The following is a 14,360-nucleotide window of genomic DNA, read 5'->3' as shown; positions in this document are numbered from 1 at the left end:
TCCGCCGGTAGAATGGACCTGGGCACGGCCCCCTGGGTGCGGTGGGGTTTGGGTGCGGTGGGGTTTGGGTGCGGTGGGGTTTGGGTGCGGTGGGGTTTGGGTGCGGTGGGGTTTGGGTGCGGTGGGGTTTGGGTGCGGTGGGGTTTGGGTGCGGTGGGGCCGAAGAGCGAGGAACGCCGGGCCCACCTGAAAGCGGCAGCCTCCCCAGCAGGTCCGGCGCCCACGGCCGCACTGGGCCTGGGGCACCGCCACCACGCCACGAACCGCGGCCCGCCCGAGCCCGAGCACCCCGCAGCGGGCCGATGCCCGAACCCGGCCACGAACGGGCAACAGCCCCTCAGACCTGCGCGCCGCTGTCCTCGTCGTCCCGGGGCGTCTTCCGCGCCCGCATCAGCAGCGTCCCCACGCCCAGCGCCACGCACGCCAACCCCACCGGCGTCCACGCCGTCGACAGCACGGTGGCCGCCAGCACCAGCAGCGCCACCCCGGCCGCGATCGCCACGAACGCCGCGATGGTCAGCCCGTGCGGCCGGGGCAGCGGCGGTGGTTCGGGGGGTTCGTAGTGCTCGTCGGCGTTGTCGTCCGCCCAGTCGATGTCCGTCTCGTGGTTGCGCCACGTCGAGGCCACCGGTGGTGACGACGGTGCGGGCGGCGGGGCGGCGGCGGGTTCGTCGCCCGCGTCGGACCGGTCGCGCTTGACCTCGGCCTCGGAGGGCAGGGACAGGCCCACGCCCTCGCGCCGCAGGTCGGCGACGATCTCCGCGAAGGCGGCGTCCACGTCCTCGGGACCGTCGCCGGGCCGTCCCTTCACACCCGATCCCCCGCCCGCTCGGCACGCACCCGCCGGATGAACTCGACGCTCCGGGCGAAGATGACCGGCGCGTCGTGGTCCAGCGTGGCCACGTGGTGGCTGTTGTCCAGCACGACCTCGGTGACGTCGGTGCTGGAGACCTCGGCGAGCACGATGGCCGAGTTCTCCGGCTCGACCACGTGGTCGACCGCCGAGTGCAGCACCAGCACCGGTTGGGTGACCTTCGGCAGGTCCCGGCGCACCGTCCCCCATAGCTTGGCGAGGCTGGCGAGCGCGCGCAATGGGGTCCGCCCGTAGGCGTGCTCACTCACGCCCGGCTTGGCGATGTCGTCGCTGATGGGCGCCACGGACCGCACGACCCGCGACAGCAGCGGGACGAACCTCACCTCCTTGCGCAGCGTCATCACCGACGGGTTCACCAGGGCCAGGCCTGCGACGTCGGGGTGCTCCTGGGCCAGCCGCAGGGCCAGCGCGCCGCCCATGGACAGGCCGAACACGAACACGGTGTCGCACCGCGCGCGCAGGTCCGCCAGCGCGGACTCCAGCTCCCCGTACCACTGCGGCCACCCGGTGCGGTTCATCTCGCGCCAGTCGGTGCCGTGGCCGGGCAGCAGCGGCAACCGCACGCTGTACCCCTCGGCGACCAGGTGGTCGGCCCAGGGGCGCATGCTGAACGGTGATCCGGTGAAGCCGTGGCTGAGCAGCACGCCGACGTCCGTGGAACCATCGTGGGTGAAGCTCTCCGCACCTGCGATCGCGGGCACCCCGCCTCCTAAGATCAGCCTGGCGAGCATGGGCTGTGGCCATCGTCGCACGAACACGGGCGGGTGTGCTCACGGCCACGTCGGGTACCCCGCTGTCGTGTGCTCCGATGACCTGGGCATCTCGTCGGCGGTGTTCGGCGTTACGTGGTGCACGTGTCGTTGTGCGCGTCAGGGCGCGTTCGTACGCTCGTGATGGGGGATCGATCGGTCGGGGATTGACGGAGAACGGGAGAACTGGTGCTGTACTGGTGGATGAAGCACGTCTTTCTGGGACCGGTGCTGCACCTGTTCTTCCGGCCCAGGATCGAGGGGGCGGAGAACATCCCCGCCCGGGGTGGGGCGTTGCTGGCCAGCAACCACCTCGCCGTGTCCGATTCGTTCTTCCTGCCGCTGATGGTGGACCGGCGGGTGACGTTCCCGGCGAAGATGGAGTACTTCACCGAGGGCGGGCTCAAGGGCCGGTTCAAGCGCTGGTTCTTCACCGGCATGGGCCAGATCCCCATCGACCGCTCCGGCGGTTCCGCCGCGCAGGCCGCCCTGGACACGGGGGTGCGGCTGCTGCGCGAGGGGCACCTGATGGGGATCTACCCCGAGGGCACCCGGTCGCCGGACGGGCGCCTGTACAAGGGCAAGACCGGCATCGCCCGGATCGCGTTGCAGGCGGGCGTGCCGGTGATCCCGGTCATCATGATCGGCACCGACAAGGCCAACCCGATCGGGTCGAAGATGTGGAAGCCCACCCCCATCCGGATCAAGGTCGGCAAGCCGCTGGACTTCTCCCGCTACGAGGGCCTGGAGGGCGACCGGTTCGTCGAGCGCTCGATCACCGACGAGGTCATGTACGCCCTGATGGAGCTGTCCGGGCAGGAGTACGTGGACGTCTACGCCGCCAAGGCCAAGGAGCGCCCCGCGGCGGTGGAGATCCCCGAGCAGGGGTCCGCGCGGACGGTCGACCGCGTGCCGGAGACCGAGGCGGGCTGACTAGGCTGGGCGGATGCGTTTCTTCTACGACACCGAGTTCATCGAGGACGGGCTGACCATCGACCTGGTGTCGATCGGTGTCGTGGACGAGGACGGCCGCGAGTACTACGCGGTGTCCACCGAGTTCGACCCGGCCAAGGCCGGGCCGTGGGTGCGGGCGAACGTGCTGGACAAGCTGCCCTCGCCCGCGGACAAGGCGTGGCGGGGCCGGGAGGAGATCCGGCGGACGCTGCTGGAGTTCCTCACCCCGCCGCACGCGCGGGACAAGGTCGAGCTGTGGGCCTGGTTCGCCGCCTACGACCACGTGGCGCTGGGGCAACTGTGGGGCGCGATGCCCGCGCTGCCCAGGGTGCTGCCGCGGTTCACCCGCGACCTCCGGCAGCGGTGGGAGGACGTGGGCAAGCCCCCGCTGCCCACCGCCCCGGCCGACGCGCACGACGCGCTGGCCGACGCCCGGCACAACCTGGCGCGGTGGCGCGTGATCGACGAGGTCTGGCGCAAGAAGCTGGCGTGATCTCCCGCCGGGCGTTCCCGGGAGCGCTCTTCCCGTGCCGAAGCCCCCGGCGTCCTCTCACGCGGGTGTGCTCACCCGGCGGTCCTGCTTCTTGTCCTGGCGTTCCGGGTGCGGCGTTGCCGGGGTACGGCGGCGGGTTCCGGTGACCACGGGCAGGGAGGGGCTGCTCCGCTGCCCCTTCGGCAGCGCGTGGGCCGCTCTCCTGCGCTTGGGCTTGTGGGTGCGGCTCTTGCGCCCCGCTTCCCGCAGCGCGTCCCACAGGAGGAACGCGACCAGGGTGACGCCGAAGACCGGCAGCAGCCACCCCAGCAGGGCGCACACCAGCACCAGCGGCACCAGGACGTGCCTGGGCAGCTTCGCCAGCGCCCGCGGTGGCGCGGGGGCGGGCTTGCGCTGGCGCCACATCCGGTAGCCCATGGCCAGCACGGCCAGGATCGCCAGCGCCAGGAAGATCAGCAGCAGCTGGTTGGCCACCCCGAACAGCAGACCGTGGTGGGCGGCCACCGCCAGGAGCCGAAGCTGACCGGCGAGTGAGTAGTCCGCGAAGTGCTGGACCCCCACCGCCACGCCCCGGTACTGGTCGATGAGGACGACGCCCTTGCGCATGGGGAGCCCTGGCGAGGATTCGGCCACTTTGAACGGTTCGTCGTAGGCGCGCGGCGGGGTGAGGGTCAGGTCGCCGGTGAGACCGGAGTCGTGGGCGACGCGCACGATGGTGTCGAGGTCCACGGGGCCCGGGGAGCCGGGGACGACGTCCTGGTGGACCACCGCTCCCGGCTTGGTGCCCAGGGCGGTCTGGACGCGCTCGCCCGCGGTCATGGTCCGGGTCAGGCCGGAGAAGTTGATGACCAGCAGGCCGACCACGACCACCACGCCCAGCAGCCCGTGCCAGGCGCGGATGCGGATCTTGGGGTTGGTGGCCTTCAACCGCTGCCTGCGCTTCTTGGGGCCCAGCGCCCACAGCAGGACGCCGAACAGCATCACCGCGGGCAGCCAGCTCACGGCGAACTCGGCGTACAGCCTGCCGGGTTCGCCCAGGTGCAGGTTGGTGTGCAACTGCCCCAGCCACGCCTGGACCGGGGCGCGGCCGTCGACGGTGGGGTAGTCGCCGGTGACGACCGCCGTGTACGGGTCCACGTGCACCGCCAGCGCCCGGGGCTCCGGGATGCCGGGGTCGGCCAGGACCACCTGCGTGGTGCGCTCGGGGTCCTCGAAGACGGTCACCTGCCGGACCGAGTCCTGCGGGTGCGCGGCCAGCGCCGCGCGCACCTGGGTGCTCACCGGGACGGGTTCGCGGGAGGCGTCGTGGACGAACAGTTGGTTCGCGTACAGGGTGTCGCTGAGCTGGGGGGCGCAGGCGTAGCAGAGGCCGGTGAGCGCCAGGAGGAACAGGAAGGGGGCGATGGCCAGACCCGCGAGGTAGTGCACTCTGCGGGAGAGCAGGAGGACCGCGGTCCGCGTGGAGCGCGCACGGGTCATCGCCGGACCCTTTCTCGTGGAGAGTTGAGCCGAAGGGCCCTGATGAGCCGAAAGGACGGCCCGGCGGCGGGTGTGGCGGGCCGCCGGGCCGTGGGACGGTGACCGTCAGGGACGGTCAGGTGGTGCTCGGTGCGTGGTGCTCAGTGTTCGCGGACCGGGGATCAGGCCTTCTCGTCGACGAACGCGACCATGATCGACATGGCGTGGTCGTCGGCCATGTGGGTGTGGTAGATGCTGTCGAGGTGCAGCGTCTCGCCCTTTTCGACCCGACCCAGGTTCTCCCCCAGGCACTTGCTCATCGTGTCGATGTGGCCGAGGTAGGAGGGGTCGTTGTCGTAGCCCGCGGTCGAGGTGCAGATCTGCTGGTTGGTGGTGGCGTTGCTCAGGGTGATGCTTTCACCGCCGTCGTGCTGGTGGCCGCCCGCGCCGACGAAGGTGCCCTTGATCGTCGACTTCCAGTCCCAGGTGGTGGTGGAGGGACCCTCGGGGACCGCGTGCTCGGACAGGCCGCAGTTGTCCGCGTCCAGCCAGACCGGGGTGGCCTCCTTCATGCCCGGGGTGTTGTCCGGGACGGTCTCGAGGTCGACCGTGATGATGACGTCCTTCTGCTGGTGCGACATGCTCATCAGCTCGATCATCATGTAGGTCAGCGGCAGGAAGCCGAGCTTCACGCCGTAGCCCTCGGGCAGGGTGCCGCCGGTGCGCTCGTTGCCGGAGGCGAAGATGCGCCGACCGGCCATGCCCGGCCAGCCGCCGGGGCAGGTGACGTCCGACCGGGAGCGGTCGAAGAACACCGTGTGGTGCAGCATGACGTCGGAGTCGTAGTTGGCGTTGCTGCCGTCCGGGAACTTCATGTCCGGCTTGATGCCCCGGATGTAGCAGTTGTTGCACGGCGGCAGCATGATCGCCAGGCTGCGGGTCATCGCCCCGTGGTGGCCCATCGGGTCGTCCGGGCCGTGCATGGTGCCCACGTCACCGGCGGTGCCGGGGTGCTCGTGGTCGTCGCCGTCCTCGGGCATCGGTGCCAGGCTGATCGGACCGATCTTGACGGTGGTGGTCTTCGTGCCGTCCGCCGCGGTCTTCACGCCCAGGACCTTCGTGGGCGAGTTGACCTCCTTGGCCAGCGGCTGGCCGTTGGAGCCCAGCGCGGTGAACGCCTTGGGCGCGGCGGCGGGGGCGGCCTGGCCCGCGCCTGCGCTGCCCGAGGCGACGATGAGTGACGCGCCGACCGCGACGGCGGCCAGCACCGCCAGCGCGCCCTTCCGTCGCCCGAATTTTCTCTGGCGCACCAGAGTCTCCTTTCCCCGGAATAACCCTTACTTTTTCGAAAATTACAGAGTAATCCCCGTGTCACACAAGGAGGGCGGTGGAAACTCGTCAAAGATCTGGTCAGGCTGATAAAACGGCCGTGCGAGGTTGTTGTGGGGTACGAACGAGTACCGCGAGTACCGGCATGTACCAATGTGCGTCCGAAAACTATTTCACGCACTTGCGGATGTATTTGCCCGAGCCGTTCCATAACGCTGCGAGCACGGACACGTTCGGCTCAGCGGCCGCCGGGCGGGTGGCCCAGCGGTTGCTACACCGATTCAGTCCCTGGCAGGGTGACCGGGAGGGGCGGTGACGCCGATCACTGCCACGACGGCGGAAGGATGGGCTGCCCATGCGAGTCGGCGTACTCACCGGCGGTGGCGACTGCCCCGGGCTCAACGCGGTGATCCGGGCCGTGGTCCGCAAGGGTGTGGAGACCCTGGGCTGGGAGGTGGTGGGCTTCCGCGACGGGTGGCAGGGTCCGCTGGAGGGCCGGTCCCGCCCGATCACCCTCGACGACGTCGAGGACATCCTGACCAGGGGCGGCACCATCCTCGGCTCCTCGCGCACCAACCCCTACCAGGTCGAGGGCGGGGTCGACCGGATTCGCGCCGTGCTCGCCGAGCAGGGGGTGGACGCGCTCATCGCCATCGGCGGCGAGGACACCCTCGGGGTGGCCAAGCGGCTCACCGACGACGGAATCGGCGTGGTCGGCGTGCCGAAGACCATCGACAACGACCTCAACGCCACCGACTACACCTTCGGCTTCGACACCGCCGTGCACATCGCCACCGAGGCCATCGACCGGCTGCGCACCACCGCCGAGTCGCACCACCGGGCGTTGGTGGTGGAGGTGATGGGCAGGCACGCGGGCTGGATCGCGCTGCACTCCGGGCTGGCGGGCGGCGCGAACGTCATCCTGGTCCCGGAGCGGCACTTCAGCGTGGACAAGGTGATCGAGTGGGTGCGGCGCCGGTTCGAGCGCGAGTACGCCCCGATCATCGTGGTGGCCGAGGGCGCGTTGCCCGAGGGCGGCGACGAGGTGCTGCTGACCGGGGAGAAGGACGCCTTCGGGCACGTCCGGCTCGGCGGGATCGGCACCTGGCTGGCCGAGGAGATCGCCGAGCGGACCGGCGAGGAGTCGCGCGCGGTGGTCCTCGGGCACACCCAGCGCGGCGGCGTGCCCACCGCCTACGACCGGGTGTTGGCCACCCGGTTCGGCCTGCACGCGGTCGACGCGGTGGCCGACCGCGACTTCGGGGTGATGGTGGCGCTGCGCGGCACCGACATCGTCCGGGTCAGGCTGGCCGAGGCCACCGCCGAGCTGAAGACGGTCCCGGTGGAGCGCTACGCCGAGGCGGAGGTGTTCTTCGGCTGAGCCCGGTGGGCCGCCCGGGTGCCGGGCCGCCGAATTGTTCAGCGTGCTGAGTTTCGAGGTGCGGGTCGGCCCCCGGTGCTGTGCACTGGGGGCATGACCACGTTCTCCTCCGGTTCCCCGCGCACCACCACCGGCCGCGACTGGCTGGTGCTCCTCGGGTTCCTCGTGCTCTGCTACGCCGTCGCGGGCCTGGGGTCGCTGGCGACCCTGGGCAACGTCGACGGCTGGTACGCCACCGCCGAGAAGCCGCCGTTCAACCCGCCCAACTGGCTGTTCGGTCCGGTGTGGACGGTGCTGTACGGCATGATCGCCGTCTCCGGCTGGCTGCTCTGGCTGCGCCGCGCAAAGCCCGCCCTGCTCGCCTGGTCGGTGCAGCTCGTGCTCAACCTGCTCTGGACACCCGCGTTCTTCGGGCTGGAACTGCTCTGGCCCGCGTTCGCGACCATCCTCGCGCTCGACGCCGCCGTCGTCTGGACGATCGTCCGGGCCAGGGCCGTGCGCCCGGTCGCGGCGTGGCTGCTGGTCCCCTACCTCGGCTGGATTCTGTTCGCCTCGGTCCTCAACGCCTCGCTGGCCGTCCTGAACTAGGCAGCCACCAGCCACCCAAGAACCGCAGCCCCGGCCGGGCACCCACAACGAAATGACCGGGGCCTCGAGCAGGACACCCAATAGCGCGCGCGCCGAGCGGAGCGGTGTGGTGGACTGCCCCGGTCAGCATCGGTGGACGGACGGGGGAGGCCCGGTGGACGTCGCGGAACGGATGCGCAAGCGCTTCGGCGAGGGAGTCCTGTCCTGGACGGCCGCGCTGCCCGCGCGGCTGGCCCGGCTCGCCGCGGCCTGGGACCTCACCCTCGGCGACGTCTTCCCCGACGGCGCGTCCGCGGTCACCCTGCGCGTCACCCGGGCCGGTGAACCCGCGGTGCTGAAGGTGTCGCCGGACCTGGTCTTCGCCGCCGAGCAGGTCGAGGTGCTGCGGGCGTTCGCCCCCAGCGGCCGGGTGCCCGCGGTGCTGGCCGCCGACCCGGACGAGGGCGCGGTGCTGCTGGAGCACGTCCGCGGCACCAACACCTGGCCGGAGCCCGCCGCGTTCGGCGCCCTGCTGCGCGACCTGCACGCCGCCGTCGCCGACCCGGCCGCGATCGCCCGCCGCGACCTGGGCGGGTGGACCGGCGAGTTCCTGCCCCGGTTCACCCCCACCGGCCCGGTCACCGCCGCGCACCTGGTCACCGCGCGGGACCGCTGCGCCGAGCTGGTCACCACCCAGGGTGCGCCCGTCCTGCTGCACGGCGACCTGCACGTGGACAACCTGCTCGACGCCGGTCCGCGCGGCCCGGTCGTGCTCGACCCCAAGGCCTGCCTCGGCGAACCCGAGTTCGACGCGGTCGACTTCGTGCTGGCAGGCCCGGACCACCCGGCCAGGGTGGCCGCCCTCGCCGCGGCGAGCAGCCTCGACGCCGGGCGCCTCGACGCCTGGGCGCGGGCGCTGGCCCCGGTAGTCGCGGTCGGGCAACTGCGCCGCGGGCTGCCGGTCGGCGCTCTGCTGGAGTACGCCACAGGGGCATAGCGGCGCGGGCCCCGGCGCGCTTGACTGGGGCACGATGAACCCCGAGACCCTGGGCCGCCTCGGCGCCTGGACGCACCTGCTGGCCGCCGTCGCCCTCCTCGTGCTGTGGGAGGGCGGCAGGCGGTGGCTCCCCGCCCTGCTCGGCGCGCTCGGCCGCCGGGTCGGCGCGGCGCTGGCGGGCACCCGCCCGGTGTGGACCCGGTCGCTGCGGTCCTACCGCGACCGGGTCGCCGAGCGCCACGCCCGCCTGCCCGGCCTGGGCCGCCGCCCGGGCCCCGACACCGCCACGATCCGCGTCCCGCTGCACCGCGAACCCGCCGACCCGACCGAGGCCGCGCACCCGGTGCGGCTCGGTGACCTCGACCGGGCGGTGGTCCTGGGCGGGCCCGGCACCGGGAAGTCCGCGCTGCTGCGCCAGTGCCTGCTGACCTGGGCGCTCGACCCGCGGTGGCGGCGCGAGCGGGTGCCGGTCCTGGTGGAGCTGCACCGGGTCGCCGGGGACGCGCGCCCGCTGGAGGAGCACCTGGTCGACCGGTTCGGCGAGGACGGGTTCCCGGGGGCGGGCGGGTTCGTCCGCCGCGCCCTGGCCGCCGGCGGCCTGACCGTCCTGTTCGACGGCCTCGACGAGGTCGCCTCGACCGAGCGCGGGCGCGTCTGCCTGGCGCTGCGGTCGTTCGCCGTGCGCCACCCGAGCTGCCGGGTCGTGGTCACCTGCCGCACCGCGGTCCACGACAGCGCGCTGGCCCCGGAGTTCGACACGACCCTCCACATCGGCGAACTGGACGACCGCCGCGTCCGGCGCCACCTGGCCGAGGACGACCCGGCCGCCGCCGGACGGCTGCTGGCCGCGCTGCGCGAGCAGCCGGGCGCCCTGCGGCTGGCCAGGAACCCGCTGCTGCTCGGCATGATCGCGTACCTGCACGCGGCGAAGGGCGACGTGGAGACCGCCCCGCCGCGCTCGCGCGTGGAGTGCCACGAGCGCGCCGTCACCGCCCTGCTCGACGACGGGGGCGACCGGTCCGCCGCGACGGCGAAGCGCACCGTCCTCACCGGACTCGCGCTGGAGGTCATGCGCGCCGGGGGCCGGTCCGAGCGGCGCACCGTCGACCACGCCGCGGCGCTCGGCGCGGTGACCGCGCTCGGGCTGCCCGCGGCGGTGCTCGACGAGCTCGCCGACCGCGACGGGCTGCTGCCGCGGGTGCCGGGCGGGTTCGCCTTCCCGCACGTCGGCGTGCAGGAGTACCTGGTGGCGGTGTCCGCCCGCACCGACCCGGACGGCCTGCTGGCGCACTACCGCGCCGACCCGGACACCTGGCGGGAGGTGGTGCGGCTGTGGTGCGGCCTCGTCCCCACCCAGACCGGGCCGGTGGTGGCGGCGGTGTCCGAGGTGGACCCGCTGCTGGCCTTCGAGTGCCTGGCCGAGGTCAGGGTCCTCGACACCGCCGTGGCCGACCGGGTCACCGACCACGCCCGCGCCGCGCTCGGCGACGACCCCGGGACCGTGCGCGCGTTCGGGCTGGTCGCCGCCGACCCCCGGCCGCGCGGGCAGGTGGTGCTGGCGTTCCTCATCTCCGCCGTGCAGGCCGGGGTGCCCGCCGCGCACCGCGCCCTCGCCGCCACCGGCCTGCCGCGGGCCGCGGCGGTGCTGGCCAACCACCTCGACGCCGCACCGGCGGCGGCGGCGCTGGCGAGCATGGGCGAGGTGGCCGTGCCCGCCCTCGCGGCCCGGCTCGACCGCCCCGACCCGACCCCGGTCGTCGACGCCCTCGCCGCCACCGGCGCCCCGGCCGCGGCGGTCGCCCTGGTGCCGCTGCTGGACTCCGAGGGGCCGGTCCGGTTCCTGGCCGCGTGGCGGCTGGCCGGTCTGCTGGCCGACCCCGAGGTCGAGGCGGCGCTCACCGGGTCGGCGCCCGCGCGACCGTACGGCTGGGTCTGGGAGCCGTTCGGCGGGTCCGCCGTCGCCGCGCGGGTGGTGGAGCTGTGCGCGGAAGCCGACGACGTGCCCGACGGGCGGGTCGACAACCGGATCGGTGTGGCCCTGCTGGTCTTCCCGTTCGGCGAGGAGGTCCGCGCGGCCGTGGCGCGCGCACCGGGCGCCGCGGCCTTCGACGCCGCCGTGCGGCGCGGTGCGAGCGGGCTGGGGCCGGTGCCGACGCGGGTCCACCTCGCGCTGGACCGGGCCGTGCGGCTCGACCTGGTGCGCAGGCTGCGCGCGGCGCCCCGGCCCGTCACCGAGTCGGACTGGCCCGCCGTGGCCGAGCCGCCCGGGCGGGACGACCGGCCGCGGCGCCGGTTCCGCGGCAGCGCCGCGCACCGGGTGCTGCTGGCGGTCATGGCGGTGCTGACCCTCGGGCAGGCCGCGGGCGGGGTGGCGCTGCTCGGCGGCCGCACCACCCCGGCCGGGTACGCGCTGCTCGCGGCGGTGGTGGCCGCCTCGCTCGTCGAGGTGGCGGCGGTGTGGGCGTGGGAGCGCGGCGCGGTCGCGTACCTGGCCGCCTTCACGGGTGCGCTGGTGCTGGGGGCGGCCGCCGCGGGGCCGTGGTTCGCGCTCGGTGCCTGCGCCCTGGTCCCGGTGGTCGCCGCTGTGCTCGCGGTCCTGCGGCGGCGCCGGGCGCCGGGCAACCCGCTGCGGGGGCTGCTGCCCGGCTGATCAGGTGAGCGCGCCGACGTCGAGGTAGGCGGCGAAGGTGCCCAGCCAGTGCTCGGCGGCGTAGCCGTGGCCGAAGACGTACTGCCACCCCACGTCCCGGTGCGCCTTCTCCGCCGCCCGCGCCAGCTCGGTGTAGCGGTGCCCCGGCGGCAGCGCCGAGGCGATGCCGCCCCAGCACCAGGCCCGCGACAGCGCCAGACCCGCCAGGTGCGAGCCGTGCGGGTCGGCCGGTTCGTCCACCTCCACCGGGTTGCGCAGCCCGTCCCAGCGGGCCTGGGTGAGGTCGGTGAAGAAGTCGTCCAGCCAGGTGGCGAACTCCGGGCCGGGCAGCACCCGGCGCATCAGGTCGGCCTCGACCAGGGACGGGGACAGGAAGTCGGCGGCGTCGGGCTCGAAGCCGCCGTAGTCGCTGTCGAGCAGGTGGAAGCGGTGCGCGGCGGTGGTGCAGGCCGAGGCGAGCGCGGTGTCGCCGACCGCGCGGGCGGCGTCGAGGGTCAGGCCCAGGGCGAAGGCGGTGTTGGTGTGCGTGCCCACCCGCACCGGGCGCCGGGCCGTCGCCAGCCACCGCGACCACCGGTCGCGCACCACCGACACCAGCGGCCGCAGCAGCCGCGCCCACCGGGCGCCGTCGGGCCAGGTGCGCAGCTCGGAGTCGAGCACCAGCAGCCAGGCCCAGCCGTACGGCCGCTCCCAGGAGGCGCCCTCGGGGGAGGTGAAGAACTCGGCCTCGGTGCGCACCCCGTCGGCGGTGATCAGCTCGTCGAGGGTGGCGCGGGCGGCTGCCGCGCCGGGTAAGTCGGGGAACAGGCGCAGCAGGCGGACGGTCAGCCAGGTCTGGTGCACGCAGGAGTGCCAGTCGAACGACCCCGCGAAGACGGGGTGGCGGGCGCGCTGCGGCACCAGGTCGGCCGGGGAGTGCACCAGGTGAATCCAGTGCACCGGGTAATCGCGCCGCAGGTTGGCCACCGCGGTGGCCAGCAATCGGTCGGCGGTCGGGGCGTCCAGTTCGGTCATCGGCGCATCCTGCCCTATGCAATGTGCATGTGGTTGTCGGGTGTTCCCGGTCGAACGCCCGGCTCGCGGTGTGCAACAGCTCACAGTGTGGAACAGGTGTCCCGGTTTCGGGCCGGTTACGCGCACCTCTTAGTCTTGGAGGGTGAACTGGACCGTGGATGTGCCGGTGGAAACGCTGCCCGAGCTGCCACCGCTGCCTCCTGAGCTGCGTACCCGACTCGACGACGCCCTCTCCCGCCCGGCGGCCCAGCAGCCGGAGTGGCCCGACGCCGAACACGTGCGCAAGGTGCGCACCCTGCTCGAGAGCGTCCCCCCGATCACCGTCCCCGCCGAGATCGACAAGCTCCAGGGCCGGTTGGCCGAGGTCGCCAGGGGCGAGGCCTTCCTGCTGCAGGGCGGCGACTGCGCCGAGACCTTCGTCGACAACACCGAGCCGCACATCCGCGGCAACATCCGCACCCTGCTGCAGATGGCCGTCGTGCTCACCTACGGCGCGAGCCTGCCGGTGGTCAAGGTCGGCCGGATCGCGGGCCAGTACGCCAAGCCGCGCTCGGCCAAGACCGACGCGCTCGGCCTCCCGGTCTACCGCGGCGACATCGTCAACTCGCTCATCGCCACCCCCGAGGCCCGCGTGCCGGACCCGGGCCGGATGCTGCGCGCCTACGCGAACGCGGGCGCGGCGATGAACCTGCTCCGCGCCCTCACCGGCGCGGGCATGGCCGACCTGACCAAGGTGCACGACTGGAACCGCGACTTCGTCAAGAACTCGCCCGCCGGTGAGCGCTACGAGGCCCTGGCCACCGAGATCGACCGCGGCCTGCGGTTCATGCAGGCCTGCGGCGTCGAGGACAGCTCCCTGCACACGGTGGAGTTCTTCGCCAGCCACGAGGCGCTGCTGCTCGACTACGAGCGCGCCCTGCTGCGCCTGGACACCAACGGCCCCGAACCGCGGCTGTACAACCTGTCCTCGCACTTCCTGTGGATCGGCGAGCGCACCCGCCAGCTCGACGGCGCGCACATCGCCTTCGCCGAGCTGCTGTCCAACCCGATCGGCCTCAAGATCGGCCCGACGACCACCCCCGAGATGGCCGTCGAGTACGTCGAGCGGCTCGACCCGCGCAACGAGCACGGCCGCCTCACGCTGATCTCCCGGATGGGCAACGGCAAGGTCCGCGACGTCCTCCCGGCCATCGTGGAGAAGGTCGAGGCCTCCGGGCACAAGGTCATCTGGCAGTGCGACCCGATGCACGGCAACACCCACGAGTCCTCCACCGGCTACAAGACCCGCCACTTCGACCGCATCGTCGACGAGGTCCAGGGCTTCTTCGAGGTCCACCGCCGCCTGGGCACCCACCCCGGCGGCATCCACGTCGAACTGACCGGCGAAGACGTCACCGAGTGCCTCGGCGGCGCCCAGGAAATCTCCGACGCCGACCTCTCCGGCCGCTACGAGACCGCCTGCGACCCCCGGCTCAACACCCAGCAGTCGCTGGAACTGGCCTTCCTGGTCGCGGAGATGCTCCGCTCGTAGGACCCGCACGACGACAACGGCAGCGGCGCCCTCCCGGACCCGGGAGGGCGCCGCTGCCGTCGTCGCTCTGCCCAGGCCCAGACCCCGTCCGCAAGCCGATCAACCCCCCCATCGAACCGCCTGCCCGGCGAGCAACTGCCCGGCGGGTGGATGTCCTGAACGCAGGCCGACCACCCCGAGAACCGCCGGTCCGGCGAGCGACTGCCCGGGTGGGTGGATGCGCTTGCCTAGCTGGCCACCCCGAGAACCGCCGGCCTGGCGACCGAATGCCCGGGTGGGTGGATGCGCTCGGCCAGCCGACCACCCAACGAACCGCCGGCCCGGCGAGCGAACTGCCCGGGTGGGTGGATGTGTTTGGCCGGG

Annotated in this window: 12 protein-coding genes; 7 read left to right on the top strand and 5 right to left on the bottom strand. The window is 73.2% G+C overall.

Annotation, left to right across the window (positions count from 1 at the left end; genetic code table 11):
• Window positions 1-337 precede the first annotated feature (337 nt).
• Both UO65_RS02830 and UO65_RS02825 read right to left on the bottom strand, forming a co-directional pair.
• Window positions 338-811, bottom strand: a complete 474-nt coding sequence (locus UO65_RS02830) for a hypothetical protein (RefSeq protein WP_035278439.1) — start codon at window positions 809-811, stop codon at window positions 338-340.
• The gene (locus tag UO65_RS02825; protein WP_035278438.1) at window positions 808-1,575 is read right to left on the bottom strand and encodes an alpha/beta hydrolase; all 768 of its coding nucleotides are present in this window, start codon (window positions 1,573-1,575) and stop codon (window positions 808-810) included. The genes UO65_RS02830 and UO65_RS02825 overlap by 4 nt, the downstream gene beginning before the upstream one ends.
• 237 nt (window positions 1,576-1,812) lie before the next feature.
• Between UO65_RS02825 and UO65_RS02820 the strand changes: the two genes are divergently transcribed.
• Together UO65_RS02820 and UO65_RS02815 are read left to right on the top strand one after the other, a co-directional pair.
• Window positions 1,813-2,556 carry a lysophospholipid acyltransferase family protein gene (locus UO65_RS02820; RefSeq protein WP_035278437.1) on the top strand — a complete coding sequence of 248 codons (744 nt, stop codon included), beginning with the start codon at window positions 1,813-1,815 and terminating at the stop codon, window positions 2,554-2,556.
• Window positions 2,557-2,569: 13 nt separating this feature from the next.
• Entirely contained in the window at window positions 2,570-3,070 is a 501-nt protein-coding gene (locus UO65_RS02815) for a polyadenylate-specific 3'-exoribonuclease AS (protein ID WP_035278436.1), read from the top strand.
• Window positions 3,071-3,127: 57 nt separating this feature from the next.
• Here the strand turns inward: UO65_RS02815 and UO65_RS02810 are convergent, their stop codons facing one another.
• Both UO65_RS02810 and UO65_RS02805 read right to left on the bottom strand, forming a co-directional pair.
• On the bottom strand, window positions 3,128-4,549 hold the full coding sequence (locus tag UO65_RS02810; RefSeq protein WP_052020561.1) for a PepSY-associated TM helix domain-containing protein: 1,422 nt from the start codon (window positions 4,547-4,549) through the stop codon (window positions 3,128-3,130).
• Window positions 4,550-4,710: 161 nt separating this feature from the next.
• Window positions 4,711-5,838 carry a hypothetical protein gene (locus tag UO65_RS02805; protein WP_146241337.1) on the bottom strand — a complete coding sequence of 376 codons (1,128 nt, stop codon included), beginning with the start codon at window positions 5,836-5,838 and terminating at the stop codon, window positions 4,711-4,713.
• A gap of 374 nt (window positions 5,839-6,212) precedes the next feature.
• Here UO65_RS02805 and UO65_RS02800 point away from each other — a divergent pair, with 374 nt between their 5' ends.
• From UO65_RS02800 to UO65_RS02785, 4 genes are all read left to right on the top strand, one after another.
• Window positions 6,213-7,238: a 6-phosphofructokinase gene (locus UO65_RS02800; protein WP_035278432.1), complete on the top strand. Its 1,026-nt coding sequence runs from the start codon at window positions 6,213-6,215 to the stop codon at window positions 7,236-7,238.
• A 93-nt stretch (window positions 7,239-7,331) separates the two neighbouring features.
• Window positions 7,332-7,826, top strand: a complete 495-nt coding sequence (locus tag UO65_RS02795) for a TspO/MBR family protein (protein ID WP_035278431.1) — start codon at window positions 7,332-7,334, stop codon at window positions 7,824-7,826.
• 154 nt (window positions 7,827-7,980) lie between these two features.
• Entirely contained in the window at window positions 7,981-8,802 is an 822-nt protein-coding gene (locus UO65_RS02790; RefSeq protein ID WP_052020559.1) for an aminoglycoside phosphotransferase family protein, read from the top strand.
• Between the two features lie 34 nt (window positions 8,803-8,836).
• Window positions 8,837-11,452 (top strand): NACHT domain-containing protein, encoded by a 2,616-nt coding sequence (locus UO65_RS02785; protein ID WP_035278430.1) that lies wholly within the window; start codon window positions 8,837-8,839, stop codon window positions 11,450-11,452.
• On the opposite strand, the gene UO65_RS02780 is transcribed toward UO65_RS02785, so the two are convergent.
• Window positions 11,453-12,466, bottom strand: coding sequence for a DUF2891 domain-containing protein (locus UO65_RS02780; RefSeq protein WP_035278429.1), 1,014 nt, complete (start codon window positions 12,464-12,466; stop codon window positions 11,453-11,455).
• A gap of 142 nt (window positions 12,467-12,608) precedes the next feature.
• Here UO65_RS02780 and UO65_RS02775 point away from each other — a divergent pair, with 142 nt between their 5' ends.
• Window positions 12,609-13,997, top strand: coding sequence for a class II 3-deoxy-7-phosphoheptulonate synthase (locus UO65_RS02775; protein WP_035278428.1), 1,389 nt, complete (start codon window positions 12,609-12,611; stop codon window positions 13,995-13,997).
• The last annotated feature ends 363 nt before the right edge of the window (window positions 13,998-14,360 follow it).

This window comes from Actinokineospora spheciospongiae, assembly GCF_000564855.1.
In the GTDB taxonomy this organism is placed as follows: domain Bacteria; phylum Actinomycetota; class Actinomycetes; order Mycobacteriales; family Pseudonocardiaceae; genus Actinokineospora; species Actinokineospora spheciospongiae.
This window is presented reverse-complemented; position numbering and strand designations above follow the sequence as displayed.

What these genes read in the sequence shown, in the direction of transcription:
- UO65_RS02800 (WP_035278432.1), top strand. Translation starts at nt 6,213, where the DNA reads ATGCGAGTCGGCGTACTCACCGGCGGTGGCGACTGCCCCGGGCTCAAC.
- UO65_RS02815 (WP_035278436.1), top strand. Translation starts at nt 2,570, where the DNA reads ATGCGTTTCTTCTACGACACCGAGTTCATCGAGGACGGGCTGACCATC.
- UO65_RS02785 (WP_035278430.1), top strand. Translation starts at nt 8,837, where the DNA reads ATGAACCCCGAGACCCTGGGCCGCCTCGGCGCCTGGACGCACCTGCTG.
- UO65_RS02795 (WP_035278431.1), top strand. Translation starts at nt 7,332, where the DNA reads ATGACCACGTTCTCCTCCGGTTCCCCGCGCACCACCACCGGCCGCGAC.
- UO65_RS02810 (WP_052020561.1), bottom strand. Translation starts at nt 4,549, where the DNA reads ATGACCCGTGCGCGCTCCACGCGGACCGCGGTCCTCCTGCTCTCCCGC.
- UO65_RS02780 (WP_035278429.1), bottom strand. Translation starts at nt 12,466, where the DNA reads ATGACCGAACTGGACGCCCCGACCGCCGACCGATTGCTGGCCACCGCG.